This window comes from Lelliottia sp. JS-SCA-14, from assembly GCF_035593345.1.
Classification (GTDB): Bacteria; Pseudomonadota; Gammaproteobacteria; order Enterobacterales; family Enterobacteriaceae; genus Enterobacter; species Enterobacter wanjuensis.
The window spans coordinates 167,030-191,290 of the sequence record NZ_CP141606.1 but is presented as its reverse complement, the minus strand read 5'-3'; the positions used below and the strand labels follow the sequence as shown (position 1 = coordinate 191,290).

General features: G+C 56.4%; 24 protein-coding genes. 13 read left to right on the top strand and 11 right to left on the bottom strand.

What is annotated here, in order from left to right; translation table 11 throughout:
- Window positions 1-49: 49 nt before the first annotated feature.
- From U9O48_RS00895 to U9O48_RS00885, 3 genes are all read right to left on the bottom strand, one after another.
- Window positions 50-658 carry a glutathione S-transferase gene (locus tag U9O48_RS00895; RefSeq protein ID WP_103947728.1) on the bottom strand — a complete coding sequence of 203 codons (609 nt, stop codon included), beginning with the start codon at window positions 656-658 and terminating at the stop codon, window positions 50-52.
- Window positions 659-772: 114 nt separating this feature from the next.
- Window positions 773-1,909: an HlyD family secretion protein gene (locus U9O48_RS00890; RefSeq protein WP_282492023.1), complete on the bottom strand. Its 1,137-nt coding sequence runs from the start codon at window positions 1,907-1,909 to the stop codon at window positions 773-775.
- Window positions 1,910-1,911: 2 nt separating this feature from the next.
- Complete coding sequence (locus U9O48_RS00885) at window positions 1,912-2,268, bottom strand: DUF3302 domain-containing protein (RefSeq protein ID WP_282492024.1); 357 nt, start codon at window positions 2,266-2,268, stop codon at window positions 1,912-1,914.
- Between the two features lie 659 nt (window positions 2,269-2,927).
- On the opposite strand from U9O48_RS00885, the gene U9O48_RS00880 reads away from it, so the two are divergent.
- The 8 genes from U9O48_RS00880 (at window position 2,928) to trmL (ending at window position 11,671) form a co-directional block, all read left to right on the top strand.
- Window positions 2,928-4,838 (top strand): PTS mannitol transporter subunit IICBA, encoded by a 1,911-nt coding sequence (locus U9O48_RS00880; RefSeq protein WP_282492025.1) that lies wholly within the window; start codon window positions 2,928-2,930, stop codon window positions 4,836-4,838.
- A gap of 131 nt (window positions 4,839-4,969) precedes the next feature.
- Window positions 4,970-6,133 (top strand): mannitol-1-phosphate 5-dehydrogenase, encoded by a 1,164-nt coding sequence (mtlD, locus tag U9O48_RS00875; RefSeq protein ID WP_324723320.1) that lies wholly within the window; start codon window positions 4,970-4,972, stop codon window positions 6,131-6,133.
- Window positions 6,130-6,720, top strand: a complete 591-nt coding sequence (mtlR, locus tag U9O48_RS00870) for a mannitol operon repressor MtlR (protein WP_282492027.1) — start codon at window positions 6,130-6,132, stop codon at window positions 6,718-6,720. The genes mtlD and mtlR overlap by 4 nt, the downstream gene beginning before the upstream one ends.
- Before the next feature lie 57 nt (window positions 6,721-6,777).
- On the top strand, window positions 6,778-7,140 hold the full coding sequence (locus U9O48_RS00865; protein WP_282492028.1) for a YibL family ribosome-associated protein: 363 nt from the start codon (window positions 6,778-6,780) through the stop codon (window positions 7,138-7,140).
- Between the two features lie 323 nt (window positions 7,141-7,463).
- Window positions 7,464-9,119 carry an L-lactate permease gene (gene lldP, locus U9O48_RS00860; protein ID WP_324723319.1) on the top strand — a complete coding sequence of 552 codons (1,656 nt, stop codon included), beginning with the start codon at window positions 7,464-7,466 and terminating at the stop codon, window positions 9,117-9,119.
- The gene (lldR, locus tag U9O48_RS00855; protein WP_282492030.1) at window positions 9,116-9,889 is read left to right on the top strand and encodes a transcriptional regulator LldR; all 774 of its coding nucleotides are present in this window, start codon (window positions 9,116-9,118) and stop codon (window positions 9,887-9,889) included. The genes lldP and lldR overlap by 4 nt, the downstream gene beginning before the upstream one ends.
- Window positions 9,886-11,073: an FMN-dependent L-lactate dehydrogenase LldD gene (gene lldD / locus U9O48_RS00850; RefSeq protein ID WP_285146196.1), complete on the top strand. Its 1,188-nt coding sequence runs from the start codon at window positions 9,886-9,888 to the stop codon at window positions 11,071-11,073. Before lldR ends, lldD begins: the two co-directional genes overlap by 4 nt.
- Window positions 11,074-11,197: 124 nt before the next feature.
- Window positions 11,198-11,671 (top strand): tRNA (uridine(34)/cytosine(34)/5-carboxymethylaminomethyluridine(34)-2'-O)-methyltransferase TrmL, encoded by a 474-nt coding sequence (gene trmL, locus U9O48_RS00845; protein WP_285146197.1) that lies wholly within the window; start codon window positions 11,198-11,200, stop codon window positions 11,669-11,671.
- A 58-nt stretch (window positions 11,672-11,729) separates the two neighbouring features.
- On the opposite strand, the gene cysE is transcribed toward trmL, so the two are convergent.
- From cysE to U9O48_RS00820, 5 genes are all read right to left on the bottom strand, one after another.
- A complete protein-coding gene (cysE, locus tag U9O48_RS00840) occupies window positions 11,730-12,551 on the bottom strand; it encodes a serine O-acetyltransferase (RefSeq protein WP_059180464.1) in 822 nt (273 codons plus the stop codon).
- 79 nt (window positions 12,552-12,630) lie between these two features.
- Window positions 12,631-13,650, bottom strand: coding sequence for an NAD(P)H-dependent glycerol-3-phosphate dehydrogenase (gene gpsA, locus U9O48_RS00835; RefSeq protein WP_100778177.1), 1,020 nt, complete (start codon window positions 13,648-13,650; stop codon window positions 12,631-12,633).
- Window positions 13,650-14,117 (bottom strand): protein-export chaperone SecB, encoded by a 468-nt coding sequence (gene secB / locus U9O48_RS00830; RefSeq protein WP_095280190.1) that lies wholly within the window; start codon window positions 14,115-14,117, stop codon window positions 13,650-13,652. Before secB ends, gpsA begins: the two co-directional genes overlap by 1 nt.
- Before the next feature lie 33 nt (window positions 14,118-14,150).
- Window positions 14,151-14,399, bottom strand: a complete 249-nt coding sequence (gene grxC, locus U9O48_RS00825) for a glutaredoxin 3 (RefSeq protein WP_095280188.1) — start codon at window positions 14,397-14,399, stop codon at window positions 14,151-14,153.
- A gap of 13 nt (window positions 14,400-14,412) precedes the next feature.
- Window positions 14,413-14,844, bottom strand: coding sequence for a rhodanese-like domain-containing protein (locus U9O48_RS00820; RefSeq protein WP_095280187.1), 432 nt, complete (start codon window positions 14,842-14,844; stop codon window positions 14,413-14,415).
- A 248-nt stretch (window positions 14,845-15,092) separates the two neighbouring features.
- Between U9O48_RS00820 and gpmM the strand changes: the two genes are divergently transcribed.
- Genes gpmM through U9O48_RS00805 form a run of 3 tightly spaced genes read left to right on the top strand, consistent with a single transcriptional unit; the run spans window position 15,093 to window position 18,878 of the window.
- Window positions 15,093-16,637, top strand: coding sequence for a 2,3-bisphosphoglycerate-independent phosphoglycerate mutase (gene gpmM, locus U9O48_RS00815; protein ID WP_282492033.1), 1,545 nt, complete (start codon window positions 15,093-15,095; stop codon window positions 16,635-16,637).
- 33 nt (window positions 16,638-16,670) lie between these two features.
- A complete protein-coding gene (envC, locus tag U9O48_RS00810) occupies window positions 16,671-17,930 on the top strand; it encodes a murein hydrolase activator EnvC (RefSeq protein ID WP_282492114.1) in 1,260 nt (419 codons plus the stop codon).
- A 3-nt stretch (window positions 17,931-17,933) separates the two neighbouring features.
- Window positions 17,934-18,878, top strand: a complete 945-nt coding sequence (locus U9O48_RS00805; RefSeq protein WP_324723316.1) for a divergent polysaccharide deacetylase family protein — start codon at window positions 17,934-17,936, stop codon at window positions 18,876-18,878.
- A gap of 3 nt (window positions 18,879-18,881) precedes the next feature.
- On the opposite strand, the gene U9O48_RS00800 is transcribed toward U9O48_RS00805, so the two are convergent.
- From U9O48_RS00800 to kbl, 3 genes are all read right to left on the bottom strand, one after another.
- Window positions 18,882-19,682, bottom strand: coding sequence for a glycosyltransferase family 2 protein (locus U9O48_RS00800; RefSeq protein ID WP_324723315.1), 801 nt, complete (start codon window positions 19,680-19,682; stop codon window positions 18,882-18,884).
- A 142-nt stretch (window positions 19,683-19,824) separates the two neighbouring features.
- The gene (tdh, locus tag U9O48_RS00795) at window positions 19,825-20,850 is read right to left on the bottom strand and encodes an L-threonine 3-dehydrogenase (RefSeq protein WP_282492038.1); all 1,026 of its coding nucleotides are present in this window, start codon (window positions 20,848-20,850) and stop codon (window positions 19,825-19,827) included.
- A 9-nt stretch (window positions 20,851-20,859) separates the two neighbouring features.
- On the bottom strand, window positions 20,860-22,056 hold the full coding sequence (gene kbl / locus U9O48_RS00790; RefSeq protein ID WP_285146203.1) for a glycine C-acetyltransferase: 1,197 nt from the start codon (window positions 22,054-22,056) through the stop codon (window positions 20,860-20,862).
- 215 nt (window positions 22,057-22,271) lie between these two features.
- Here kbl and rfaD point away from each other — a divergent pair, with 215 nt between their 5' ends.
- A complete protein-coding gene (gene rfaD / locus U9O48_RS00785) occupies window positions 22,272-23,204 on the top strand; it encodes an ADP-glyceromanno-heptose 6-epimerase (RefSeq protein WP_285146205.1) in 933 nt (310 codons plus the stop codon).
- A 9-nt stretch (window positions 23,205-23,213) separates the two neighbouring features.
- Complete coding sequence (gene rfaF, locus U9O48_RS00780; protein WP_285146207.1) at window positions 23,214-24,260, top strand: ADP-heptose--LPS heptosyltransferase RfaF; 1,047 nt, start codon at window positions 23,214-23,216, stop codon at window positions 24,258-24,260.
- The last annotated feature ends 1 nt before the right edge of the window (window position 24,261 follow it).

Sequence of the window (24,261 nt, the reverse complement as noted above, 5' to 3'; positions counted from 1 at the left end):
CGTGCGGGGGGATTGTACCGCGTACCACGGTGAAGTGTTATAACCCGTATCAAGCCTTTGGCGGTTCGGTGCGGGCAAAACTTTCCCGCTGGAAGAGGGTTTCGGCCAGTTTGACCAGCAGCGGACGGTCGACGCACCAGCCGGGTGAGACGCGGCGGAAGTTGAGATAGCCGATCGCGCAGGCGATGGCGATGGTCGCCAGATTCACCGTATCGGTGCTGATTTTTCCGTCCTGAAGAAGCTGCTCGCACATGTCGAGGCTGCGGCTGATTTTCTCCCGCTGGCGCACCAGCTCCGCCTCAGACTGTTGCGCCGCAGGACGCGCCTGTTCGCGGACAGACACCAGCCCGGCATCCATGATGCCGTCGGCCAGCGCTTCGATCTGTTTCACCATCAGCGCCGCTTTCGGCTCGCGGGGCACCATCGCCGGGGCAATGCCGAGCAGCTCGATGTATTCCGCAATAATGGGAGAATCAAACCAGGTTTCGCCATCATCGGTCACCAGTGCCGGGACTTTGCCCAGCGGGTTGTACTGCGCGACGCCGGTTTCTGCCTGATAGGGCTGTTCGTTCACGAACTCGAAGGTGATCCCTTTTTCCAGCAGGAGAATCGAAATTTTACGCACGAAGGGGCTGGTGTAGCTGCCGATGAGTTTCATTGCCTGATCCTTTACGCCAACAAAAGGGTAAGTATGGATCAGGCAATGAAAAATGTGCAGGTCTGTTAGCACCGGGTGGCGCTTCGCTTACCCGACCTACTCGACGGGCAGGCTTTAATGGTCAAGATAAAGGTAATGCATCCAGCTGGTCATGCGCAGCAGCACCTTCCTCATCACCGACACATGCGAGAAGTGATCGGAATAGACCGCCACCTGCGCGTAGATCCCGTCCGGCAGCGCATCTACGTCGGCATTAGGGTCCAGATCGATGGTGGCGAGCACCCCGTCTGTTCCCGGCACGACCGTCAGAGATTGCAGCGAGCCTTGCGCCTGGTAGGAACCACCCGGCACCACCGGTAAAATACTGCTCAGCTTGCCATGGAACACCTGCCCCGGCAGCGCATTAAACACCACTTCCGCATCGTCACCCGGTTTCAGGCGCAGGAGCGAGTTCTGGCGGAACTGCGCCACAATCTGGCGTTTCTGCTCAGGAATAAAGACCATCACCGGACGCAGCGGCAGCGCGGCGGCGTAAGTTCCGGGGCGGATCAGCACCTGGGTGACGTACCCGTCGCTCGGCGCACGCACAATCGTCTGATCGAGGTTATATTTCGCCTCGGTGAGCTGGGCCCGCAGGCTGACAATCTGCGACTGCTCGCCGTTGACCATGCTGTCTAACTGGCTTTGAATTTGGCTCTGATCGGCAATAGACGCTTTCACCATCGCATCCTGCGCCAGATAGTTCTGCCGCGCGTTGTCGATGTCGCTTTCAGAGAACGGATTCACCCGAGCCTGGCTGCCTTTGAGGTAACGCTGATAATCCTTATACAGACGGTCGCGCTCCGCCGAGACGCGGGTCGTATTGGCCTGGGCTTCCGAAAGCTGGGCTTTCAGCACGTCGATATTGTGCGTTGCCGTCACCAGGTCGGCCTGTAATCGGTCGACTCGGGCCTGATAACGCACCGGATCGAGTTTAAATAACACATCGCCTTTTTTAATCAGCTGGTTATTTTTATCCGTGACTTCACTCACCACACCTGTCACCTGCGGCGTGATCGGAATAGAAATAACCGCCTTTTGCGCCGTAAACGTATAAGGGTGGTTATAGTTCATTAATAAAATGAGTCCGGCGACGATAAATACACCACCTAATGCGGCGGTGGCGAGCGTCCACTGATTCACCGGAATACGGAATATTTTAAAGATCGCCCACGCAAAGGCGACGTAAGTCAGAATGATCAACAGATCCATGATTAGCTCTCCGGCGTATTTTTATCTGCGGGGACGTGCTCCGCGGCCAGCCGGTTTTCCAGCTCGGCAACGCGTCTGGAGAGGGCATCGATATCGGGTTGTTGCGGGGACTGCGCACCATGGTTCTGCATGCCCCATCCGCGCTCGGGCTGATACAGCGTGGCCCAAATCCACAGGAACGGCCAGATAACATGAAGGGTGAACAGACTGACCCAGCCTGCCGTATGAATGGCATCGGCATGGGGGTGATTACGTTTTTTGGCCATCAAATAGGGGATGTCATGAATCGCGATGATCCCGTAGAAAATGACAAGGAACACGAAAACTAATACGCCCAGCGCGAAATAGTTAAGGAACATATTTGCCTCACTAAAATAGCTTCAACTCTTTAAAAATATTAAATGGTAAGCAACCAAATTAACTTTCATACTGCGCAAATCTTTTGCACATATAATTTAGAGCCGTGGAGTATTATTTTTAAAATAACTCCGCGCAAGTTTAATAGCGTGACAAAATATATCCTGACTAAGAATCGACTTAAGTTTACATTAGCAGATTAATCCTCATTACGCCTTTTCTCCATAACACTAAGGGATGACGATGACGTGAAAGGATGAGTTGCTGAGTTACAGCCTGGCTGAATTGACAAAACAGATGTAGGCGACGATCACACCTGGAGAATTCTGCCTTCAAATTTATTGTGAAGATGATCACAAACATCCAACAAACACGCCAACGCGAAATGTGATTTCAGTCACAGAAAAGCGTCAATCACGGCTGATTTAGCCCGTCTGTATTTTTTTTACACACCGCTTTTGTGACACGGATCACTTCATTTTTAGCCCCACCCCCTACATTTACGTGATTGAGATCACACAAAATTCCGCTGTCTGGACAGTTGAACGATTCAGTGCCAGATTTCACAGCATCAGAACAGGGCTCGGCTACCTCTGCCGCCGCACATTAACGATAAACCTCGGGCCGCAAGCCTAAGCGTAAACAGAAGAAGGGGTGTTTTATGTCATCCGATATCAAGATCAAAGTGCAAAGCTTTGGTCGCTTCCTGAGCAACATGGTGATGCCAAATATCGGCGCGTTTATCGCGTGGGGTATCATCACTGCGTTATTTATTCCGACAGGGTGGTTGCCGAACGAAACGCTGGCGAAACTCGTTGGCCCAATGATTACCTATCTGCTGCCACTGCTCATCGGTTATACCGGTGGTCGTCTGGTTGGCGGCGATCGCGGCGGCGTGGTCGGTGCGATTACCACCATGGGCGTGATCGTCGGTGCGGATATGCCGATGTTCCTCGGCGCGATGATTGCCGGTCCTTTAGGCGGCTGGGCAATTAAGAAATTTGACGTCTGGGTTGATGGCAAGATCAAATCCGGCTTCGAAATGCTGGTGAACAACTTCTCCGCTGGCATCATCGGTATGATCCTGGCGATTCTGGCGTTCCTCGGCATTGGCCCTGCGGTTGAAGTGCTGTCGAAAGTGCTGGCCGCTGGCGTTAACTTCATGGTCGTGCACGACATGCTGCCGCTGGCGTCTATCTTTGTTGAACCGGCGAAAATCCTGTTCCTCAACAACGCCATCAACCACGGTATCTTCTCACCGTTGGGTATTCAGCAGTCCCATGAACTGGGCAAATCCATCTTCTTCCTGATTGAAGCGAACCCAGGTCCAGGTATGGGTGTTCTGCTGGCGTACATGTTCTTCGGTCGCGGCAGCGCTAAACAGTCTGCAGGCGGCGCGGCTATCATCCACTTCCTGGGTGGTATCCACGAAATTTACTTCCCATATGTTCTGATGAACCCACGTCTGATCCTGGCCGTTATCCTCGGCGGTATGACCGGTGTGTTCACACTGACTATGCTGAACGGCGGCCTGGTTTCTCCGGCGTCTCCAGGCTCCATCCTGGCGGTTCTGGCGATGACTCCGAAAGGCGCGTACTTCGCGAACATCGCGGCAATTTGTGCGGCCATGGCGGTCTCCTTCGCGGTCTCAGCCATCCTGCTGAAAACCAGCAAAGTGAAAGAAGACGACGATATCGAAGCAGCGACCCGTCGCATGCAGGATATGAAATCTGAATCCAAAGGCGCGGCAACTCCGCTGTCTGCTGGCGAAGTGTCTAACGACCTGAGCCACGTGCGCAAAATCATCGTCGCCTGTGATGCCGGTATGGGTTCAAGCGCCATGGGTGCTGGCGTGCTGCGTAAGAAAGTCCAGGATGCGGGCCTGACCCACATCTCCGTGACCAACAGCGCCATCAACAGCCTGCCGCCAGATGTCGACCTGGTTATCACGCACCGCGATCTGACAGAGCGTGCGATGCGTCAGGTGCCACAGGCGCAGCATATTTCTCTGACTAACTTCCTCGACAGCGGCCTGTACACCAGCCTGACTGAGCGTCTGGTGGCAGCACAGCGTCACACCGACAACGAAGTGAAAGTCCGTGATAGCCTGAAAGACAGCTTTGATCCAAACGACAGCCACCTGTTCCGTCTGGGCGCTGAGAACATCTTCCTCGGTCGTACTGCGAGCCACAAAGAAGAAGCGATTCGCTTTGCCGGTGAGCAGCTGGTGAAAGGCGGTTATGTCGAGCCAGAATATGTGGATGCGATGCTGGAACGTGAGAAACTGACCCCAACCTACCTGGGCGAGTCCATCGCGGTTCCGCACGGCACGGTTGAAGCGAAAGATCGCGTGCTGAAAACCGGCGTGGTGTTCTGTCAGTACCCGGCAGGCGTGCGCTTCGGTGAAGAAGAAGACGACATCGCCCGTCTGGTGATTGGTATCGCCGCTCGCAACAACGAGCACATCCAGGTGATTACCAGCCTGACCAACGCCCTGGATGACGAATCCGTCATCGAGCGCCTGGCGCAGACCACCAGCGTGGAAGAAGTACTGGCGCTGCTGAACAAGTAACGTTCGCCCTCACCCCTGCCCTCTCCCCCGGGAGAGGGAGTAAAATGGGGTGCGGTCTATCCCCTCTCCCTTTGGGAGAGGGTTAGGGTGAGGGAAATGCCTCACCCCAGCCCTCTCGGGTCAAAACATTGATGAAGGTTAATACTATGAAAGCATTACATTTTGGCGCAGGTAATATTGGTCGTGGTTTTATCGGCAAACTGCTGGCAGACGCGGGCATTACGCTGACATTCGCCGATGTGAATCAAGTGGTGCTCGACGCCCTGAATGCCCGTCATAGCTATCAGGTTCACGTCGTGGGAGAAAACGAGCTGGTTGAAACCGTCTCCGGCGTGAATGCGGTCAGCAGCATTGGCGACGACGTCGTTGATCTGATCGCAAGCGTTGACCTGGTGACCACCGCCGTCGGTCCGGTTGTGCTTGAGCGCATCGCCCCAGCCGTGGCGAAAGGCCTGGCAAAACGTAAAGCCCTGGGCGTTACCACCCCGCTGAACATCATCGCCTGTGAAAACATGGTGCGCGGCACCACGCAGCTGAAAGGCCACGTGATGGCCGCTGTGGCGGACGAAGATAAAGCCTGGGTCGAAGAGCACGTAGGCTTTGTCGATTCTGCCGTGGACCGCATTGTTCCGCCGTCAGAGTCAGCGACCCACGATCCGCTGGAAGTGACCGTTGAAACCTTCAGCGAGTGGATTGTCGACAAAACCCAGTTCAAGGGCCAGCTGCCGAACATCCCAGGTATGGAATTAACCGATAACCTGATGGCATTTGTCGAACGCAAACTCTTCACGCTGAACACCGGGCATGCTATAACCGCGTACCTCGGAAAATTGGCCGGTCATCAGACCATTCGTGATGCGATTCTCGATGAGAAAATCCGCGCGGTGGTAAAAGGTGCCATGGACGAGAGCGGCGCGGTCCTGATCAAACGCTACGGTTTTGATGCTGAGAAACATGCGGCATACATTCAAAAAATCCTCGGTCGTTTTGAAAACCCGTATCTGAAAGATGACGTTGAGCGCGTGGGTCGTCAGCCGCTGCGTAAACTGAGCGCGGGCGATCGCCTGATCAAGCCGCTGCTCGGCACGCTGGAATACGGTCTGCCGCACGCTAACCTGGTGAAAGGGATTGCGGGCGCGATGCACTATCGCAGCGAGCAGGACCCGCAGGCGCTGGAGCTGGCTCAGCTGATTGATGCCAAAGGCCCACAGGCCGCGCTGGCCGAGATTTCGGGCCTTGAGGCCAATAGTGACGTGGTTGTGGAGGCGGTTAACGCATATAACGCAACCAAATGATTCAGGATCAGGCGCAGGTCATCCTGCGCCCGAACGACAGATTGTCAGATATGCAGGCAATAATGGAACAAACCCAGGCCTTTGAAAACCGTGTGCTTGAGCGTCTGAATGCTGGCAAAACCGTACGAAGTTTCCTGATTGCCGCCGTCGAGTTACTCACCGAGGCGGTGAACATTCTGGTACTTCAGGTGTTCCGCAAAGACGACTACGCGGTAAAATATGCTGTAGAACCGTTACTGGACGGCGACGGACCGCTGGGCGATCTGTCGGTGCGCCTGAAACTGATTTATGGTCTCGGCGTGCTGAGCAGGCACGAGTATGAAGACGCTGAACTGCTGATGGCCCTGCGCGAAGAGCTGAATCACGACGGGAATGAGTACACCTTTACCGACGATGAAATTCTCGGCCCGTTTGGCGAGCTGCACTGCGTGAGCGCCCTTCCCCCGGCCCCGCATTTTGACAACAGCGATCCTGAACTGTACGCGATGCAAAAGCTTCGTTATCAACAGGTTGTCCGCTCCACGATGGTCCTTTCCCTGACTGAGCTGATTTCACGAATCAGCTTAAAAAAAGCGTTTCAGAAGTAAGCCTGCGCACATTGGTGTATCCTTCCCTTAATTCCCCCGTTTTTAGAGCTATATGTGATGAAAGAAGTCGAAAAGAATGAAATTAAACGCCTGAGCGACCGCCTGGATCTGATCCGCCACCAGCAGGCTGATATGTCGCTGGTTGAGTCCGCTGACAAATACGCCGAGCTGGAAAAAGAGAAAGCGACGCTGGAAGCGGAAATCGACCGTCTGCGCGCGGTCAAAGGCCACAAGCTGAGCAAAGAAGCGCAGAAGCTGATGGACATGCCGCACCGCCGTGCGATCACCAAAAAAGAACAGGCCGACATGGGTAAGCTGAAAAAAAGCGTCCGCGGTCTGGTGGTGGTCCACCCGATGACCGAGCTGGGCCGTGAAATGGGCCTGAAAGAAATGACCGGTTTTTCGAAGACGGCGTTCTGATTTTTCCCCTCACCCTAACCCTCTCCCAAAGGGAGAGGGAATTGTCTTGAGCCCCCTCTCCCTTTGGGAGAGGGCTGGGGTGAGGGCACCAAACCGCACTATTTAAAATTGGCCCAACCAATCCCCTGACCAACCTTCCCCTGGTTCACACTTCCATCAATTCCACTCACAAAATCATTGCCCACCCATAACATTTGATTAACCATTTGTTGTCATTACCCCTACATCACAATATTGGCAGGACCACTTTTACACAGACTGTGACGCCGAGATGAGCGCAGACTCACCGCGAAGCGGGCTGTGCGGTCCTCAGGAGACCTGCAATGAGCCTCTGGCAACAAAACTACGATCCGGCCGGGAATATCTGGCTGTCGAGCTTGATCGCATCGCTGCCGATCCTGTTCTTCTTCTTCGCGCTGATTAAACTCAAGCTAAAAGGTTATCTCGCCGCGACGTACACCGTGGCGATTGCGCTGCTGGTGGCGCTGTTCTTCTACAAAATGCCGGTCGACCACGCGCTGGCGTCGGTGGTTTACGGCTTCTTCTACGGCCTGTGGCCAATCGCCTGGATCATCATTGCGGCGGTCTTCGTCTATAAAATCTCGGTGAAAACCGGGCAGTTCGACATTATTCGTTCGTCGATTCTTTCCATTACACCCGATCAGCGTCTGCAGATGCTGATTGTCGGTTTCTGCTTCGGGGCGTTCCTCGAAGGGGCGGCGGGCTTTGGGGCGCCGGTGGCGATCACCGCCGCACTGCTGGTCGGGCTCGGCTTTAATCCGCTGTATGCCGCGGGCCTGTGCCTGATCGTTAACACCGCGCCGGTGGCATTCGGTGCGATGGGGATTCCGATTCTGGTGGCCGGACAGGTGACCGGTCTGGACAGCTTTGAGATCGGCCAGATGGTGGGCCGTCAGCTGCCGTTCCTGACCATCATCGTGCTGTTCTGGATCATGGCGATTATGGACGGCTGGCGCGGCGTGAAAGAGACCTGGCCTGCGGTGGTTGTCGCGGGTGGCTCTTTTGCTATCGCCCAGTATCTCAGCTCCAACTTCATTGGCCCGGAACTGCCGGACATCATCTCTTCCCTGGTGTCGCTGGTCTGCCTGACGCTGTTCCTCAAGCGCTGGCAGCCGGTGCGGGTCTTCCGCTTCGGCGATATGGGCGCGGCGCAGGTCGATCAGACGCTGGCGCGCACCCATTACAGCGTCGGGCAGATTGTTCGCGCGTGGTCACCGTTCCTGTTCCTGACCGCCACCGTGACGCTCTGGAGCGTCCCGCCGTTTAAAGCGCTGTTCGCTCCGGGCGGCGCGCTGTACGACATGGTGATTAATATCTCCGTGCCGTTCCTCGACAAAATGGTGGCCCGCATGCCGCCGGTCGTTCACGAAGCGACGCCGTATGCCGCGGTCTACAAGTTCGACTGGTTCTCTGCAACCGGCACGGCGATCCTGTTTGCGGCTATTCTTTCTGTGGTGTGGCTGCGCATGAAACCAGCCGCCGCTATCCAGACTTTTGCCAGCACGCTGAAAGAACTGGCCCTGCCGATCTACTCCATCGGGATGGTGCTGGCCTTCGCGTTTATATCTAACTACTCCGGCCTCTCCTCGACGCTGGCGTTAGCCCTGGCCCACACTGGCCACGCGTTCACCTTCTTCTCGCCATTCCTCGGCTGGCTGGGGGTGTTCCTGACAGGTTCCGATACCTCGTCTAACGCCCTCTTTGCCGCGCTACAGGCGACCGCCGCGCAGCAGATTGGCGTCTCGGATGTGCTGTTAGTCGCGGCGAACACCACCGGCGGCGTGACGGGCAAGATGATCTCCCCGCAGTCCATCGCCATTGCCTGTGCGGCGGTTGGACTGGTGGGGAAAGAGTCTGACCTGTTCCGCTTTACCGTCAAACACAGCCTGATTTTCACCTGCATGGTGGGCGTGATCACCACGCTTCAGGCCTATGTCTTAACCTGGATGATTCCATGATAGTGATGCCCAGACGCCTGTCCGACGAGATCGCCTCTCGCGTGCGGGCGCTGATTGAAGAACAACAGCTGGAAGCGGGCATGAAATTGCCCGCAGAACGGCAACTGGCGGCGCAGCTTGGCGTGTCGCGCAACTCACTGCGCGAGGCGCTGGCGACGCTGGTCAGCGAGGGCGTGCTGCTGAGCCGTCGCGGCGGCGGCACCTTTGTCCGCTGGCAGCACGACGACTGGTCCGAGCAAAACATCGTTCAGCCCCTCAAAACGTTGATGGAGAACGACCCGGACTACAGTTTCGATATCCTCGAAGCCCGCCACGCCATTGAAGCCAGCACCGCCTGGCACGCGGCGATGCGCGCCACGGATGCCGACAAAGAGAAGCTCAAAGCCTGTTTTGAAGCGACGCAGAGCGATAATCCGGATATCGCCTCGCAGGCGGACGTGCGTTTTCACCTCGCCATTGCCGAGGCCTCGCATAACGTAGTGCTCCTGCAAACCATGCGCGGATTTTTCGATCTGCTGCAATCCTCCGTCAAACAGAGCCGCCAGCGCATGTATCTCGTCCCGCCGGTCTTTGCGCAGCTCACGGAGCAGCACCAGGCCGTGCTCGACGCCATTCTCAAAGGCGATGCCGACGCCGCGCGCAAAGCGATGATGGCGCACCTCGGCTTCGTCCATACCACCATCAAACGATTCGATGAAGATCAGGCCCGGCAGGCGCGCATTACCCGCCTGCCCGGCGATCATGATATTTCCAGGGAGAACAAAGCATGATTATTTCCGCAGCCAGTGACTATCGCGCCGCGGCGCAGCGCATCCTGCCCCCATTCCTGTTTCACTACATCGACGGCGGGGCGTACTCCGAATACACCCTGCGCCGCAACGTGGAAGACTTGTCCGAGGTGGCGTTGCGCCAGCGCGTGCTGAGGAATATGTCCGACCTGAGTCTGGAGACGAAGCTGTTCAACGAGACGCTCTCAATGCCCGTTGCCCTTGCGCCCGTTGGCCTGTGCGGCATGTACGCTCGTCGTGGTGAAGTGCAGGCGGCTGCGGCTGCCGATGCCAAAGGCATTCCGTTTACGCTCTCGACGGTATCCGTCTGCCCAATCGAAGAAGTGGCCCCGACCATCAAGCGCCCGATGTGGTTCCAGCTGTACGTCCTGCGCGATCGCGGCTTTATGCGTAACGCGCTGGAGCGCGCTAAAGCGGCGGGCTGTTCAACGCTGGTGTTTACGGTAGATATGCCCACGCCAGGCGCGCGCTATCGCGATGCGCACTCGGGCATGAGCGGTGCGAACGCGGCCATGCGCCGCTACTGGCAGGCGGTGACGCACCCCCAGTGGGCGTGGGATGTCGGCGTGAACGGTCGCCCGCACGATCTGGGTAATATTTCGGCCTATCTCGGCAAACCGACGGGGCTGGAAGATTACATCGGCTGGCTGGCGAATAACTTCGATCCGTCGATTTCATGGAAAGATCTGGAGTGGATCCGCGAGTTCTGGGACGGCCCGATGGTGATCAAAGGGATTCTCGATCCGGAAGATGCGCGCGACGCGGTGCGTTTTGGCGCAGACGGGATTGTGGTGTCGAACCACGGCGGCCGCCAGCTGGACGGTGTGCTCTCTTCCGCCCGTGCGCTGCCAGCCATTGCCGACGCGGTGAAGGGCGATATCGCGATTCTGGCCGACAGCGGCATCCGCAACGGGCTGGACGTGGTGCGTATGATTGCCCTCGGCGCTGACAGCGTGCTGCTGGGCCGAGCTTATCTGTATGCTCTCGCGACTCACGGCCAGGCGGGCGTGGCGAATCTCCTGAACCTGATTGAGAAAGAGATGAAAGTGGCGATGACCCTGACCGGGGCGAAAACTATCGGGGAGATCAGCAAGGATTCGCTGGTGCAGGAGCTGAGTCAATTACCTGCGGCGCTGGCTCCGCTGGCGCGAGGGGACGCGGCTTAGGTTGGGTGCGGTCTGATCCCCTCACCCTAACCCTCTCCCCAAAGGGGCGAGGGGACTAAACGGTGCACCGGGTGAGGGTTAGGGAAATATCTGCTATCCTGCCCCCGCATTTTAAGGGGGCTGCATGCTTAACATCGTATTATTCGAACCAGAAATCCCGCCGAACACCGGGAATATCATCCGCCTGTGCGCTAACACCGGTTTTCGTCTGCACATCATCGAGCCAATGGGTTTCACGTGGGATGACAAACGCCTGCGCCGCGCCGGGCTGGATTATCACGAATTCACCGCCGTGGTGCGTCATCACGATTATGCCGCGTTTATGGAAGCAGAAAAGCCGCAGCGCATGTTTGCCCTGACGACCAAAGGCACGCCAGCGCACAGCGCGGTGAGCTATCAGGAAGGGGATTATCTGATGTTTGGCCCTGAGACGCGCGGCCTGCCTGCCACTATTCTTGACGCCCTGCCCGCCGAGCAAAAAATCCGCATTCCAATGATGCCGGACAGCCGGAGCATGAACCTGTCGAACGCGGTGTCGGTGGTGGTGTATGAAGCCTGGCGCCAGCTGGGGTATGCCGGCGCGGTTTTGCGGAGCTGATAGTGTCGGGTGGCGCTTCGCTTACCCGACCTACGGGCTTGCGCCACCGGGCGGGGTGTTAAATCCCGTCACCATACTCAAAGGTATGGTGAATACCGTTGAAATGCTGATCCATATCCATCGCCGGTTTATCGCTCTCCGGCTTGCCGACGATACGCGCCGGTACGCCAGCGGCAGTGGTATGCGGCGGAACGGGCTGCAACACGACGGAACCCGCGCCAATCTTCGCGCCACGCCCCACTTCGATATTACCGAGAATTTTCGCCCCCGCGCCAATCATCACCCCTTCACGGATTTTCGGGTGGCGATCGCCGCTGGTTTTACCGGTACCGCCGAGGGTCACGGATTGCAGGATAGAGACGTCATCTTCAATGACCGCCGTCTCCCCAACCACAATGCCCGTGGCGTGGTCGAGCATGATCCCACGGCCAATTTTCGCCGCCGGGTGGATATCGACCTGGAAGGTCACGGAAACCTGGTTTTGCAGGAAGATGGCCAGCGCGCGGCGGCCCTCGTTCCACAGCCAGTGGCCGATGCGGTAGGCCTGCAAAGCATGGAAGCCTTTCAGATACAGCAGCGGCGTGGAATATTTATCGACTGCCGGGTCACGCGTACGCACCGCCTGAATATCACAGGCAGCGGAGGCAATCATTTCAGGATCGGCGGCATACGCCTCTTCCACCACTTCGCGAATGGCAATGGCGGGCATGATGGAGGAAGCCAGTTTGTTGGCGAGCATATAGCTCAGGGCGCTGCCGAGGTTTTCATGCTTGAGTAGCGTCGCGTGGTAGAAACTGGCCAGCATCGGCTCGCAGTCGGCCAAAGCCCGGGCTTCGGCTTTAATATTGTTCCAGACGATATCCAGTTCTTCACACGGCATTGCATACTCCAGGCGGTATCATAATGACCGGCCAGTTCTGCGCCAGCCGGGTCATTCAGGTGACTAAGATTCCCTGCGATTAGTTACTGCTGCGCTCGTCCTTGCGTGAGCGACCTAACAGGGTTAATGCTGCCTCGCGCGCATTTTTTCCGCAATACAATACCTGATAAATTTCCTCGGTTATTGGCATTTCGACACCAAATCGGTGCGCCAATTCCCGAACTTCTTTGGTATTGCGGTAGCCTTCAACCACCTGGCCAATCTTCTCCTGCGCACCGATCACATCCATGCCCTGTCCGAGCATCATGCCGAAACGGCGGTTACGAGACTGGTTGTCGGTACAGGTCAGCACCAGATCGCCTAAACCGGCCATGCCCATAAAGGTGGCAGGGTCGGCGCCAAGCGCGGTCCCGAGACGAGACATTTCGGTCAATCCGCGAGTGATCAGCGCCGTACGCGCGTTCGCGCCAAAACCGATACCGTCGGACATCCCGGCACCAATCGCGATGACGTTTTTCACCGCGCCGCCCAGCTGCACGCCGATGAAATCAGGGTTGCTGTAGACACGGAAGCTCTTACCGCAGTGCAGCAAGTGCTGAAGATCGTCAGAGAAGGTTTGATCGGTGGAGGCCAGGGAGATCGCCGTCGGCAGGCCTGCGGCCAGCTCTTTGGCGAACGTCGGCCCGGAAATCACCGCAAGCGGAATGTCATCCCCAAGGATTTCTCGCGCGACATCCTGCAAGAGACGCCCGGTTTCCGCTTCGAGACCTTTCGTGGCCCACACAATGCGCGCATCGGGGCGCATCAGCGCTTTAATTTGATGCAGCACCTGGCCAAAGACATGGCTCGGCACCACCACCAGAATGTTGCGGCTGGCGGCCAGTGCGGTCGCGAGATCGCTTTCGAGATGCAGCGAATCAGGGAAAGGCACGTCAGGAAGAAACGCCACGTTGCAGCGGTCGTGTTGCAACGTCGCGATATGTTTGGGATCGTGGCCCCAGAGAACCACTTCGTGACCATTTCTCGCCAGAGTGATGGCAAGAGCGGTGCCGTACGAGCCGGCACCGATCACAGTCATTGACGCATTAACTGTACTCATCAGGCATCCTGATGTTGGTCAGTACCTTCGCCAGCTTGCTGCTGCAGATAGTTCATGAACAGCGCATCGAAGTTCACTGGCGCAAGGTTCAGCTGCGGGAATGTACCGCGGGAGACCAGGCTGGTGATGCATTCGCGAGCATACGGGAACAGGATGTTCGGGCAGTATGCACCCAGGCAATGCGCCAGCTGATTACCTTCGATACCGCCCACGGAGAAGATACCGCCCTGCTGTACTTCGCACAGGAATGCAGTCTCTTCGCCCAGCGCAGCGGTAACGGTCACACGCAGCACAACTTCATACACGTCATCTGCCAGTTGAGTAGATGCGGTATCCAGATCAAGTTTAACCTCTGGCTGCCAATCTTTCTGGAAAACGTGCGGCGCATTTGGAGCTTCAAAAGAGACATCTTTGGTGTAGATGCGCTGGATCTGGAAACTCATTTCGTTGTTGTTTTGTTCTGACATGGAAATACCCTTTTTAATTGTCCTAAAACGCTATCACAGCAGGGGATCGAGCCCGCCGCTTGCATCCAGCGCATACAAGTCATCACAGCCGCCAATGTGCTGCGCATCAATAAAAATCTGCGGAACCGTCGTGCGGCCACTACGTTTGATCATCTCTTCACGTTTTGCCGCATCACCATCAATGGGCAGTTCCTGGAAAGTAACCCCTTTGCTGTTCAGCAGCGCTTTTGCACGATGGCAAAACGGGCAGGTCGCTTTGGTGTAGATTTCAATATTGGCCATCACGTCGTTCCTCTTATTTACCGCGAACTAAAGGCAGGTTTTCACCGCTCCAGCCAGAGACGCCGTCTTTCAGCACGAAGACTTTATCGAAGCCGGCTTTGGTGAGTGCGCTTGCTGGGTCCTGAGCCTGCATCCCGGTACCGTCGACGACGATAATCGGTTTGTCTTTATGCTTTTCCAGCTCGCCAAGATTGTTGGCTTTGATTTCTGTCGGCAGCAGGTTAATAGAACCGGCAATGTGACCTTTACGGAAATCATCACGTTGGCGCAGATCCACAACGACCGCGTCTTCTTTGTTGATGAGGCGCGTTGCTTCGCCACGCGTAATGACCTTAACTTTAGACGTAAGACCTTTAAACGTAGTGAACAGCACAGCGGCCAGTAAACCAATCCACGCGATACTCAGTACAGGGTGGCGGCTAACAAATTGCATAATTTCTTGCATGGGGGGTAACAACTCCCGACGTAGTGATTAAAAAAACCAGGACAGGAGTATACCTGTGCGTTGTGGCAAATACAGCCAGCGAGAATAAGCTAATCCATTTTCTGCGGCATGCCACGAAAAAAAAGCGTCAAAATGAGGATAGCCGCTGCCTGTGCCAGCGCTTTCTTTGATCTTCTGTGGCTACTTTATCGATTCAGCTGTAGTAAAATCAGGCAAATTTTTTGTCTCTTGAGCATGAGGATGTCGCAATGTCGGTCTCTAAAAAACCTATGGTACTGGTGATTCTGGATGGTTATGGCTATCGCGAAGACAGCCAGGATAACGCCATTTTCAACGCTAAAACCCCGGTCATGGATGCGCTGTGGGCAAAACGTCCGCATACCCTGATTGACGCTTCAGGCCTGGAAGTGGGCCTGCCAGACCGTCAGATGGGCAACTCCGAAGTTGGACACGTCAACCTGGGCGCAGGTCGTATCGTTTATCAGGACCTGACCCGTCTGGACGTTGAAATTAAAGAACGGACGTTCTTCACCAACCCAACGCTGACTGGCGCGGTGGATAAAGCGGTGAAAGCCGGTAAAGCCGTTCACATCATGGGTCTGCTCTCTGCCGGTGGCGTTCACAGCCACGAAGATCACATCCTGGCGATGGTTGAGATGGCAGCCGAGCGCGGCGCAGAAAAAATCTATCTGCACGCTTTCCTCGACGGTCGCGACACCCCGCCGCGCAGCGCGAAATCTTCTTTGCAAACGTTCGAAGATAAATTTGCTGAGCTGGGCAAAGGCCGCGTGGCGTCCATCATTGGCCGCTACTTTGCCATGGACCGCGACAACCGTTGGGATCGCGTTGAACAAGCTTACGACCTGATGACTCAGGCGAAAGGCGAATTCCAGTTTGATACCGCTGTTGAAGGTCTGGAAGCCGCTTACGCGCGCGACGAAAACGACGAATTCGTGAAAGCGACCGTGATCCGCGCTGAAGGCCAGGCCGACGCCGCGATGGAAGATGGCGATGCGCTGATCTTCATGAACTTCCGCGCTGACCGTGCTCGTGAAATTACCCGCGCTTTCGTGAACAGCGATTTCGACGGTTTTGCCCGTAAGAAAGTTGTGAACCTCGACTTCATCATGCTGACCGAATACGCCGCAGACATCAAAGTGCCTTGCGCGTACCCACCAGCATCGCTCGCCAACACCTTCGGCGAATGGATGGCGAAGAACGATAAAACCCAGCTGCGTATCTCCGAAACCGAGAAATATGCGCACGTGACCTTCTTCTTCAACGGTGGCGTAGAAGAGCCGTTCAAAGGCGAAGATCGCATTCTGATCAACTCCCCGAAAGTGGCGACCTACGATCTGCAGCCGGAAATGAGCTCCGCTGAGCTGACTGAAAAACTGGTCGCGGCGATCAAGAGCGGCAAGTACGACACCATCATCTGTAACTACCCGAACGGCGACATGGTCGGTCATACGGGCGTGATGGAAGCGGCGGTGAAAGCGGTTGAAGCCCTGGATCATTGCGTTGATGAAGTGACCAAAGCGGTAGAAGAAGTCGGCGGCCAGCTGCTGATTACGGCTGACCACGGCAACGCAGAACAGATGCGCGATCCGTCTACCGGTCAGGCACATACTGCGCACACCAACCTGCCGGTTCCGCTGATCTACGTGGGTGAGAAATCTCTGAAAGCAGTGGAAGGCGGCAAGCTTTCCGACATCGCGCCGACCATGCTGACGCTGATGGGCATGGAAATCCCGCAAGAGATGACTGGCAAGCCGCTGTTCATCGTGGAATAATCCCTCCCCATGAGGGGAAAGGCGATTTTTTCAATCACATGGGTCGTGAAACCGTTACGGTTATCAGTCAGGCCTCTGCTTTACGCCAGCGCACTCAGCGCTGGCGTATTGCTGTGCGCCGCATCCGCCCACGCTGACGATCGCGATCAGCTCAAATCGATTCAGGCCGATATCGCCGCCAAAGAGCGCGCGGTACGCCAGCAGCAACAACAACGCTCCTCTCTGCTCGCGCAGTTAAAGCAGCAGGAAGAGGCGATCTCCGCCGCCGCGCGCAAACTGCGCGAAACCCAGAACACCCTCGCCGTGCTGAATAAGCAGATCGATGAGATGAACGCCTCGATTGCCAAACTGGAGCTCCAGCGAGCCAGCCAGGAACGCAATCTTGCGGCGCAGCTCGACGCCGCGTTTCGTCAGGGTGAGCATACGGGCATTCAGCTGATCCTCAGCGGGGAAGAGAGCCAGCGCGGACAGCGCCTGCAGGCCTATTTTGGCTATCTGAACCAGGCTCGCCAGGAGACCATCGCGCAGCTCAAACAGACGCGGGAAGAGGTCACTTCGCAGAAAGCCGAGCTGGAAGAGAAGCAGAGCCAGCAGCAAACTCTGCTTTACGATCAGCAGGCCCAGCAGGCGAAGCTGGAACAGGCGCGGAACGAACGTAAGAAAACCCTCTCCGGGCTGGAGTCTTCCATTCAGGAAGGCCAGACGCAGCTGGGCGAAATGCGCGCCAACGAATCCAAACTTCGCAATTCTATTGCCCGCGCCGAAGCGGCCGCCAAAGCGCGTGCCGAAAAAGAGGCGCGCGACGCTCAGGCCGTGAAAGACCGCCAACAGGAAGCGTCCCGTAAAGGCTCAACCTATAAACCGACAGAAAGCGAGCGCTCGCTCATTTCACGTACCGGCGGTCTGGGTGCGCCACGCGGGCAAGCCTTCTGGCCGGTTCGCGGCTCAATCTTGCATCGCTATGGCGAACAGTTGCAGGGTGAGCTACGTTGGAAGGGTATCGTGATTGGCGCGTCGGAAGGCAGCGAAGTCAAAGCGATCGCCGATGGCCGCGTGATCCTCGCCGACTGGCTGCAGGGTTATGGCCTGGTGGTGGTGGTTGAGCACGGGAAAGGCGACATGAGTCTTTACGGCTACAACCAAAGCGCGCTGGTCAGCGTCGGTACACAGGTCCGCGCAGGACAACCTATCGCCCTTGTGGGCAGTAGTGGCGGTCAGGGCCGCCCGTCACTCTATTTCGAAATTCGTCGCCAGGGTCAGGCGGTCAATCCACAGCCGTGGTTGGGAAGATAAGTTTTGCTTCAATTTCGTCGTCTTGTTCTCTCCGTCGTCAGTGCACTGGCGCTGGCTTCACCGGTTTACGCAGGCAAATTAGCGATCGTCATTGATGACTTTGGCTATCGTCCGCACAACGAAAATCAGGTGCTGGCGATGCCGTCGGCCATCTCCGTCGCCGTCTTACCTAATGCGCCGCACGCGCGTGAAATGGCGACCAAAGCCCACAACAGCGGGCATGAAGTCCTCATCCACCTGCCGATGGCTCCCCTGAGCAAACAGCCGCTGGAAAAAGACACCCTGCGGCCGGATATGAGCAGCGACGAGATCGAGCGCATCATCCGCGACGCCTATGGCAAAGTGCCGTTTGCAGTCGGGCTGAACAACCATATGGGCAGCGCGATGACCTCCAGCCTGTTCGGGATGCAGAAAGTGATGCAGGCGCTGGAGCGCTACAATCTCTACTTCCTCGACAGTATGACCATCGGCAACAGCCAGTCGATGCGCGCCGCGCAGGGCACTGGCGTGAAGGTGATTAAGCGCAAAGTGTTCCTCGATGACACGCAGAATGAAGCCGATATCCGTTTCCAGTTTAACCGCGCTGTGAAACTTGCTCAGCGTACCGGTTCGGCGATCGCCATTGGGCACCCACATCCGTCAACGGTCCGCGTATTGCAGCAGATGCTACCGACACTGCCTTCGGACATCACGCTGGTCCGCCCAAGCGATCTCCTGAACGAGCCGCAGCTGGACACCTCACGACCAGACAACTCCACGCCGCCAGGCAGCAACCCGCGCACGGAGCCGAAAAATCCGTTCCGCGGCGTACAGGTTTGCAAACCGAAACAGACACCAGAACCGGTCTACGCAACCCGATTCTTCACGGTGATAGGTGAGAGCGTGAGCCAAAGCTCGCTGGTGACTTACCTCCAGCACCAGTGGCAGGGCTGGGGTAAGAAAGCGTAAGGGTTATTCAGTAAGATGAGAGTCCGCTGTTTTATTTGCCGCGGACTCTTTTTTATCCTGATGCTGATACCAGGCTTTGAAATACTTCAGGAAGCTATAGGACGTGGCATACAGACCCGTCACCACCCCCACTTTCCCCTGTCGCCAGGCACCGCTGAAAAGATACCATTTGAAGAACGCGCCGATACCGCTGATGATTCCGCGCCCAATCGAAGGCCGCACGTTCTGGTATTTCACCAGCCGCGACGTGTAGCTGTTCAGCTTATTAAAGACTTCATGAAGATTGTAGAAGGTGTCGTGGCGAACACGCCCTGGCATTTTGATCGCCTGAAGCGCGCCCTCCACTTTGTCATCCACCGGGCGGTGATTAAACCGGGCGTGAGTGCGATTAAACAGACGCACCGGGAAATCCGGGGATGAAATGGGATAGAGGGTCCGGACTTCTTCACCCAGCACATGCCAGTAGCGCGCAATACGCCAGGCCTGGTTTGCTGCAGGCTCTTCGCTCGCTTTGAGCGCCAGAATAAAATCGACCGTTTCAGCGTCGAGGATCTCATCGCTGTCCATGCACAGCACCCAGTCGTTACTCGCCAGATCAATCGCATGATTCATCTGCGCGCCATGCATCGCATACGGGTGATAGTGAGGAGAGAGGCCGTATTCCCGGCAGATCTTGAGTGTGGCATCCGTGCTTCCTGAATCCACCACGACGAATTCATCCGCCACCGCGAGAAGCGGCGGAAGCACTTCACGCAGCAGACGTGCGGAGTTACAGGTCAATAAACAAACGGTAAGCTTGAACATAGGCGCTGTAAAAGTAAACGAAACTTAAACAGACTTTATAAGCGTGTGGGTAAAAAAGCGAAGTAAAAATCGAAATAATCCGATTGCGGATGCCAGAAGTGTGAAAGAAACGAAAAAAAAGCGCCCGCAGGCGCTTTGACTGTTAATCCCAGCTCAGGATCACTTTCCCTGACTGGCCCGAGCGCATCGCGTCGAAGCCTTTCTGGAAATCATCAATGCCGAAATGGTGGGTAATGATCGGCGTCAGGTCCAGACCGGACTGGATCAGCGCTGCCATTTTGTACCAGGTTTCAAACATCTCACGGCCATAAATGCCTTTGATGAACAAGCCCTTAAAGATGACTTTGTTCCAGTCGATGGACATGTCTGACGGAGGAATACCCAGCATGGCGATGCGGCCACCGTGGTTCATGGTGTCGAGCATGGTACGGAACGCAGGCGGCGCGCCGGACATTTCCAGGCCCACGTCAAAACCTTCGGTCATACCGAGTTCGTTCATCACGTCGCTCAGGTTCTCTTTCGAGACATCCACCGCACGGGTCACGCCCATTTTACGCGCCAGAGACAGGCGATACTCGTTCACGTCGGTGATCACGACGTTGCGCGCCCCCACGTGTTTTGCCACCGCCGCAGCCATGATGCCGATTGGACCCGCGCCAGAAACCAGCACGTCTTCGCCGACGAGGTCGAACGACAGCGCCGTGTGCACCGCGTTACCGAACGGGTCGAAGATAGACGCCAGATCGTCAGAAATATTGTCCGGGATTTTGAAGGCGTTGAACGCCGGGATCACCAGATACTCGGCGAAACAGCCCGGGCGGTTCACGCCCACGCCCACGGTGTTGCGACACAGGTGCGTGCGACCGCCGCGACAGTTACGGCAGTGACCGCAGGTGATATGCCCTTCACCAGAGACACGATCGCCGATCTTAAAGCCCTTCACTTCCTGGCCGATACCAACCACTTCGCCGACGTATTCATGGCCGACAACCATCGGAACCGGAATGGTTTTTTGCGACCACTGATCCCAGTTGTAGATGTGAACGTCCGTGCCGCAAATCGCGGTTTTACGAATTTTGATCAGCAGATCGTTATGACCGACTTCCGGCTCCGGCACGTCGGTCATCCAAATCCCTTCTTCCGCTTTCAGTTTGGATAACGCTTTCATCACACGTCCTCAGGCAATCACGCCCAGTTGTTTGCCGATGCGGGTAAAGGCTGCCACCGCACGCTCAATTTGTTCAGGCGAATGCGCCGCAGACATCTGGGTGCGAATACGCGCCTGACCTTTTGGCACCACCGGGAAGAAGAACCCGGTGACGTAAATCCCCTCTTTTTGCAGCTCGCGGGCAAAGTTTTGCGCCACCACCGCGTCACCCAGCATCACCGGGATAATCGCGTGATCGGCCCCGGCCAGCGTAAAGCCTGCTGCGGTCATTTTTTCACGGAACAGACGGGCGTTAGACCACAGGCGATCGCGCAGCTCAGCGCCCGACTCCACCATCTCCAGCACTTTGATGGAGGCAGAGACAATCGCCGGAGCCAGAGAGTTAGAGAACAGATACGGACGGGAGCGCTGACGCAGCCACTCAACCACTTCCTTGCGCGCCGCGGTATAGCCACCGGATGCGCCGCCGAGCGCTTTGCCCAGCGTGCCGGTGATGATGTCCACGCGGCCCATCACGTCGCAATATTCGTGGGAACCGCGACCGTTCTCACCGACAAAACCGACGGCGTGTGAGTCATCGACCATCACCAGCGCATCGTATTTGTCTGCCAGATCGCACACGCCTTTCAGGTTAGCGATCACGCCGTCCATGGAGAACACGCCGTCAGTGGCGATCAGCACGTGACGAGCACCCGCTTCGCGCGCCTCTTTCAGACGCGCTTCCAGCTCCTGCATATCGTTGTTGGCGTAGCGGAAACGCTTCGCTTTACACAGACGCACGCCGTCGATGATCGAGGCATGGTTCAGGGCATCAGAGATAATTGCGTCTTCCGCGCCCAGCAAGGTCTCGAACAGACCGCCGTTGGCGTCGAAACAGGAAGAGTAGAGAATCGCATCTTCCATCCCGAGGAACGCCGCCAGCTTGCTCTCAAGCTGTTTGTGGCTGTCCTGGGTGCCGCAGATGAAACGCACGGAGGCCATACCAAAACCGTGGGTGTCCATGCCTTTTTTGGCAGCGGCAATCAGCTCAGGGTGATTCGCAAGACCTAAGTAGTTGTTCGCGCAAAAGTTGATCACTTTACTGCCATCAGCGACGGTGATGTCCGCCTGCTGCGCAGATGTGATAATACGTTCTTCTTTGAACAACCCTTCCGCGCGTGCGGTCTCCAGGTCGTTGTTTAACTGTTTGTAAAAATCACCACGCATTGCAATTCTCCAGACTCGGCAAATTTCGGCACATATTACCCAAACCTATACGTCGATACGAGATGACGCATCATCAGTTATCGTTTTTGCAGCATAAATCACGTGTACCCCTGCTGCATATCGGTGAATGGCTGAAGGGTCGCCATACTAATGATATGATATGAGTATTCGTGTTCGGGATCGTCCCCGGACGCCACACTACAAAGGTTACTGTTATGATCATCGTTACCGGCGGCGCGGGCTTTATCGGCAGCAATATTATCAAGGCCCTGAATGACAAAGGCATCACCGACATTCTGGTTGTCGACAACCTGAAAGACGGCACCAAGTTTGTGAACCTGGTCGATCTGAACATTGCTGACTACATGGATAAAGAAGATTTCCTTATCCAGATTATGGCAGGTGAAGAGTTCGGCGAGATCGAAGCCATCTTCCACGAAGGCGCCTGCTCTTCCACCACCGAGTGGGACGGCAAGTACATGATGGATAACAACTATCAGTACTCTAAAGAGGTTCTGCACTACTGCCTGGAACGTGACATTCCGTTCCTGTACGCCTCTTCTGCGGCGACCTACGGCGGCCGTACCTCTGACTTTATTGAATCGCGCGAATACGAGCAGCCGCTGAATGTCTACGGTTACTCCAAATTCCTGTTCGACGAATACGTGCGTCAGATTCTGCCAGAAGCGAATTCCCAGATCGTCGGCTTCCGCTACTTCAACGTCTACGGACCGCGCGAAGGCCACAAAGGCAGCATGGCGAGCGTGGCATTCCATCTGAACACCCAACTGAACAACGGCGAAAGCCCGAAACTGTTCGAAGGCAGCGATGGCTTCAAACGCGATTTCGTCTACGTGGGCGATGTGGCGGCTGTGAATCTGTGGTTCTGGGAAAACGGCGTTTCCGGTATCTTCAACCTCGGTACCGGTCGCGCGGAATCCTTCCAGGCCGTGGCCGATGCGGCGCTGGCTTACCATCAAAAAGGCAGCCTTGAGTACATTCCGTTCCCGGAAAAACTGAAAGGTCGCTACCAGGCATTCACCCAGGCGGATCTGACCAACCTGCGTGCCGCGGGCTACGACAAGCCGTTCAAGACCGTTGCCGAAGGCGTGACGGAATATATGGCCTGGCTGAACCGCGACGCGTAAGACATTAAGATGAAAATACTGGTGATTGGCCCGTCATGGGTGGGCGACATGATGATGTCGCAAAGTCTCTATCGCACGCTCAAGGCGCGCTATCCCCAGGCGATAATCGACGTGATGGCACCCGCGTGGTGCCGTCCGCTGTTGTCGCGCATGCCGGAAGTCAACGAAGCGATCCCAATGCCGCTTGGCCACGGGGCGCTGGAAATTGGCGAACGCCGCAAGCTCGGGCATAGCCTGCGCGAGAAACGTTACGATCGCGCGTATGTCCTGCCGAACTCCTTTAAATCTGCCTTAGTACCGTTCTTTGCTGGCGTGCCGCACCGCACCGGCTGGCGTGGCGAGATGCGCTACGGTCTGCTCAACGATGCGCGCGTGCTGGATAAAGCCGCCTGGCCGTTAATGGTCGAGCGTTACGTGGCCCTGGCGTACGACAAAGGCGTGATGCTCTCGGCGAAAGATCTGCCGCAGCCGCTGCTGTGGCCGCAGCTGCAGGTGCATGACGGCGAAAAATCGCAGACCTGTAACGCGTTTGGTCTGTCGGCTGAGCGCCCGATCATCGGCTTCTGTCCTGGCGCAGAGTTCGGTCCGGCAAAGCGCTGGCCGCACTATCACTACGCCGAGCTGGCAAAGCAGCTGATCGACGAAGGCTATCAGGTTGTACTCTTCGGTTCGGCGAAAGATCATGAAGCGGGCAATGAAATCCTCGCCACGCTGAGCAACGAGCAGCAGGCATGGTGCCGCAATCTGGCCGGTGAAACCCAGCTGGAGCAGGCGGTGATTCTGCTGGCAGCCTGTAAAGCGGTCGTCACTAACGATTCCGGCCTGATGCACGTCGCCGCTGCGCTGAACCGTCCGCTGGTCGCGCTCTATGGCCCAAGCAGCCCGGACTTCACGCCGCCGCTGTCCCATAAAGCGCGCGTGATTCGTTTGATCACCGGTTATCACAAAGTCCGCAAAGGCGATGCAGCAGAAGGCTATCATCAGAGTCTAATCGACATTACGCCGCAGCGTGTCCTCGATGAACTCAACGATCTGCTGTTGAACGATGAAGGATAAC

Bases quoted from the DNA above. Each gene is read 5' to 3' on its own strand.
- U9O48_RS00890 (WP_282492023.1), bottom strand. From the start codon at position 1,909: ATGGATCTGTTGATCATTCTGACTTACGTCGCCTTTGCGTGGGCGATC.
- tdh (WP_282492038.1), bottom strand. From the start codon at position 20,850: ATGAAAGCGTTATCCAAACTGAAAGCGGAAGAAGGGATTTGGATGACC.
- mtlD (WP_324723320.1), top strand. From the start codon at position 4,970: ATGAAGGTTAATACTATGAAAGCATTACATTTTGGCGCAGGTAATATT.
- cysE (WP_059180464.1), bottom strand. From the start codon at position 12,551: ATGCCGTGTGAAGAACTGGATATCGTCTGGAACAATATTAAAGCCGAA.
- U9O48_RS00880 (WP_282492025.1), top strand. From the start codon at position 2,928: ATGTCATCCGATATCAAGATCAAAGTGCAAAGCTTTGGTCGCTTCCTG.
- U9O48_RS00820 (WP_095280187.1), bottom strand. From the start codon at position 14,844: ATGCAAGAAATTATGCAATTTGTTAGCCGCCACCCTGTACTGAGTATC.
- secB (WP_095280190.1), bottom strand. From the start codon at position 14,117: ATGTCAGAACAAAACAACAACGAAATGAGTTTCCAGATCCAGCGCATC.
- mtlR (WP_282492027.1), top strand. From the start codon at position 6,130: ATGATTCAGGATCAGGCGCAGGTCATCCTGCGCCCGAACGACAGATTG.
- rfaD (WP_285146205.1), top strand. From the start codon at position 22,272: ATGATCATCGTTACCGGCGGCGCGGGCTTTATCGGCAGCAATATTATC.
- lldR (WP_282492030.1), top strand. From the start codon at position 9,116: ATGATAGTGATGCCCAGACGCCTGTCCGACGAGATCGCCTCTCGCGTG.
- lldD (WP_285146196.1), top strand. From the start codon at position 9,886: ATGATTATTTCCGCAGCCAGTGACTATCGCGCCGCGGCGCAGCGCATC.
- trmL (WP_285146197.1), top strand. From the start codon at position 11,198: ATGCTTAACATCGTATTATTCGAACCAGAAATCCCGCCGAACACCGGG.
- kbl (WP_285146203.1), bottom strand. From the start codon at position 22,056: ATGCGTGGTGATTTTTACAAACAGTTAAACAACGACCTGGAGACCGCA.
- U9O48_RS00895 (WP_103947728.1), bottom strand. From the start codon at position 658: ATGAAACTCATCGGCAGCTACACCAGCCCCTTCGTGCGTAAAATTTCG.
- U9O48_RS00800 (WP_324723315.1), bottom strand. From the start codon at position 19,682: ATGTTCAAGCTTACCGTTTGTTTATTGACCTGTAACTCCGCACGTCTG.
- gpsA (WP_100778177.1), bottom strand. From the start codon at position 13,650: ATGAGTACAGTTAATGCGTCAATGACTGTGATCGGTGCCGGCTCGTAC.
- rfaF (WP_285146207.1), top strand. From the start codon at position 23,214: ATGAAAATACTGGTGATTGGCCCGTCATGGGTGGGCGACATGATGATG.
- U9O48_RS00885 (WP_282492024.1), bottom strand. From the start codon at position 2,268: ATGTTCCTTAACTATTTCGCGCTGGGCGTATTAGTTTTCGTGTTCCTT.
- U9O48_RS00865 (WP_282492028.1), top strand. From the start codon at position 6,778: ATGAAAGAAGTCGAAAAGAATGAAATTAAACGCCTGAGCGACCGCCTG.
- grxC (WP_095280188.1), bottom strand. From the start codon at position 14,399: ATGGCCAATATTGAAATCTACACCAAAGCGACCTGCCCGTTTTGCCAT.
- gpmM (WP_282492033.1), top strand. From the start codon at position 15,093: ATGTCGGTCTCTAAAAAACCTATGGTACTGGTGATTCTGGATGGTTAT.
- lldP (WP_324723319.1), top strand. From the start codon at position 7,464: ATGAGCCTCTGGCAACAAAACTACGATCCGGCCGGGAATATCTGGCTG.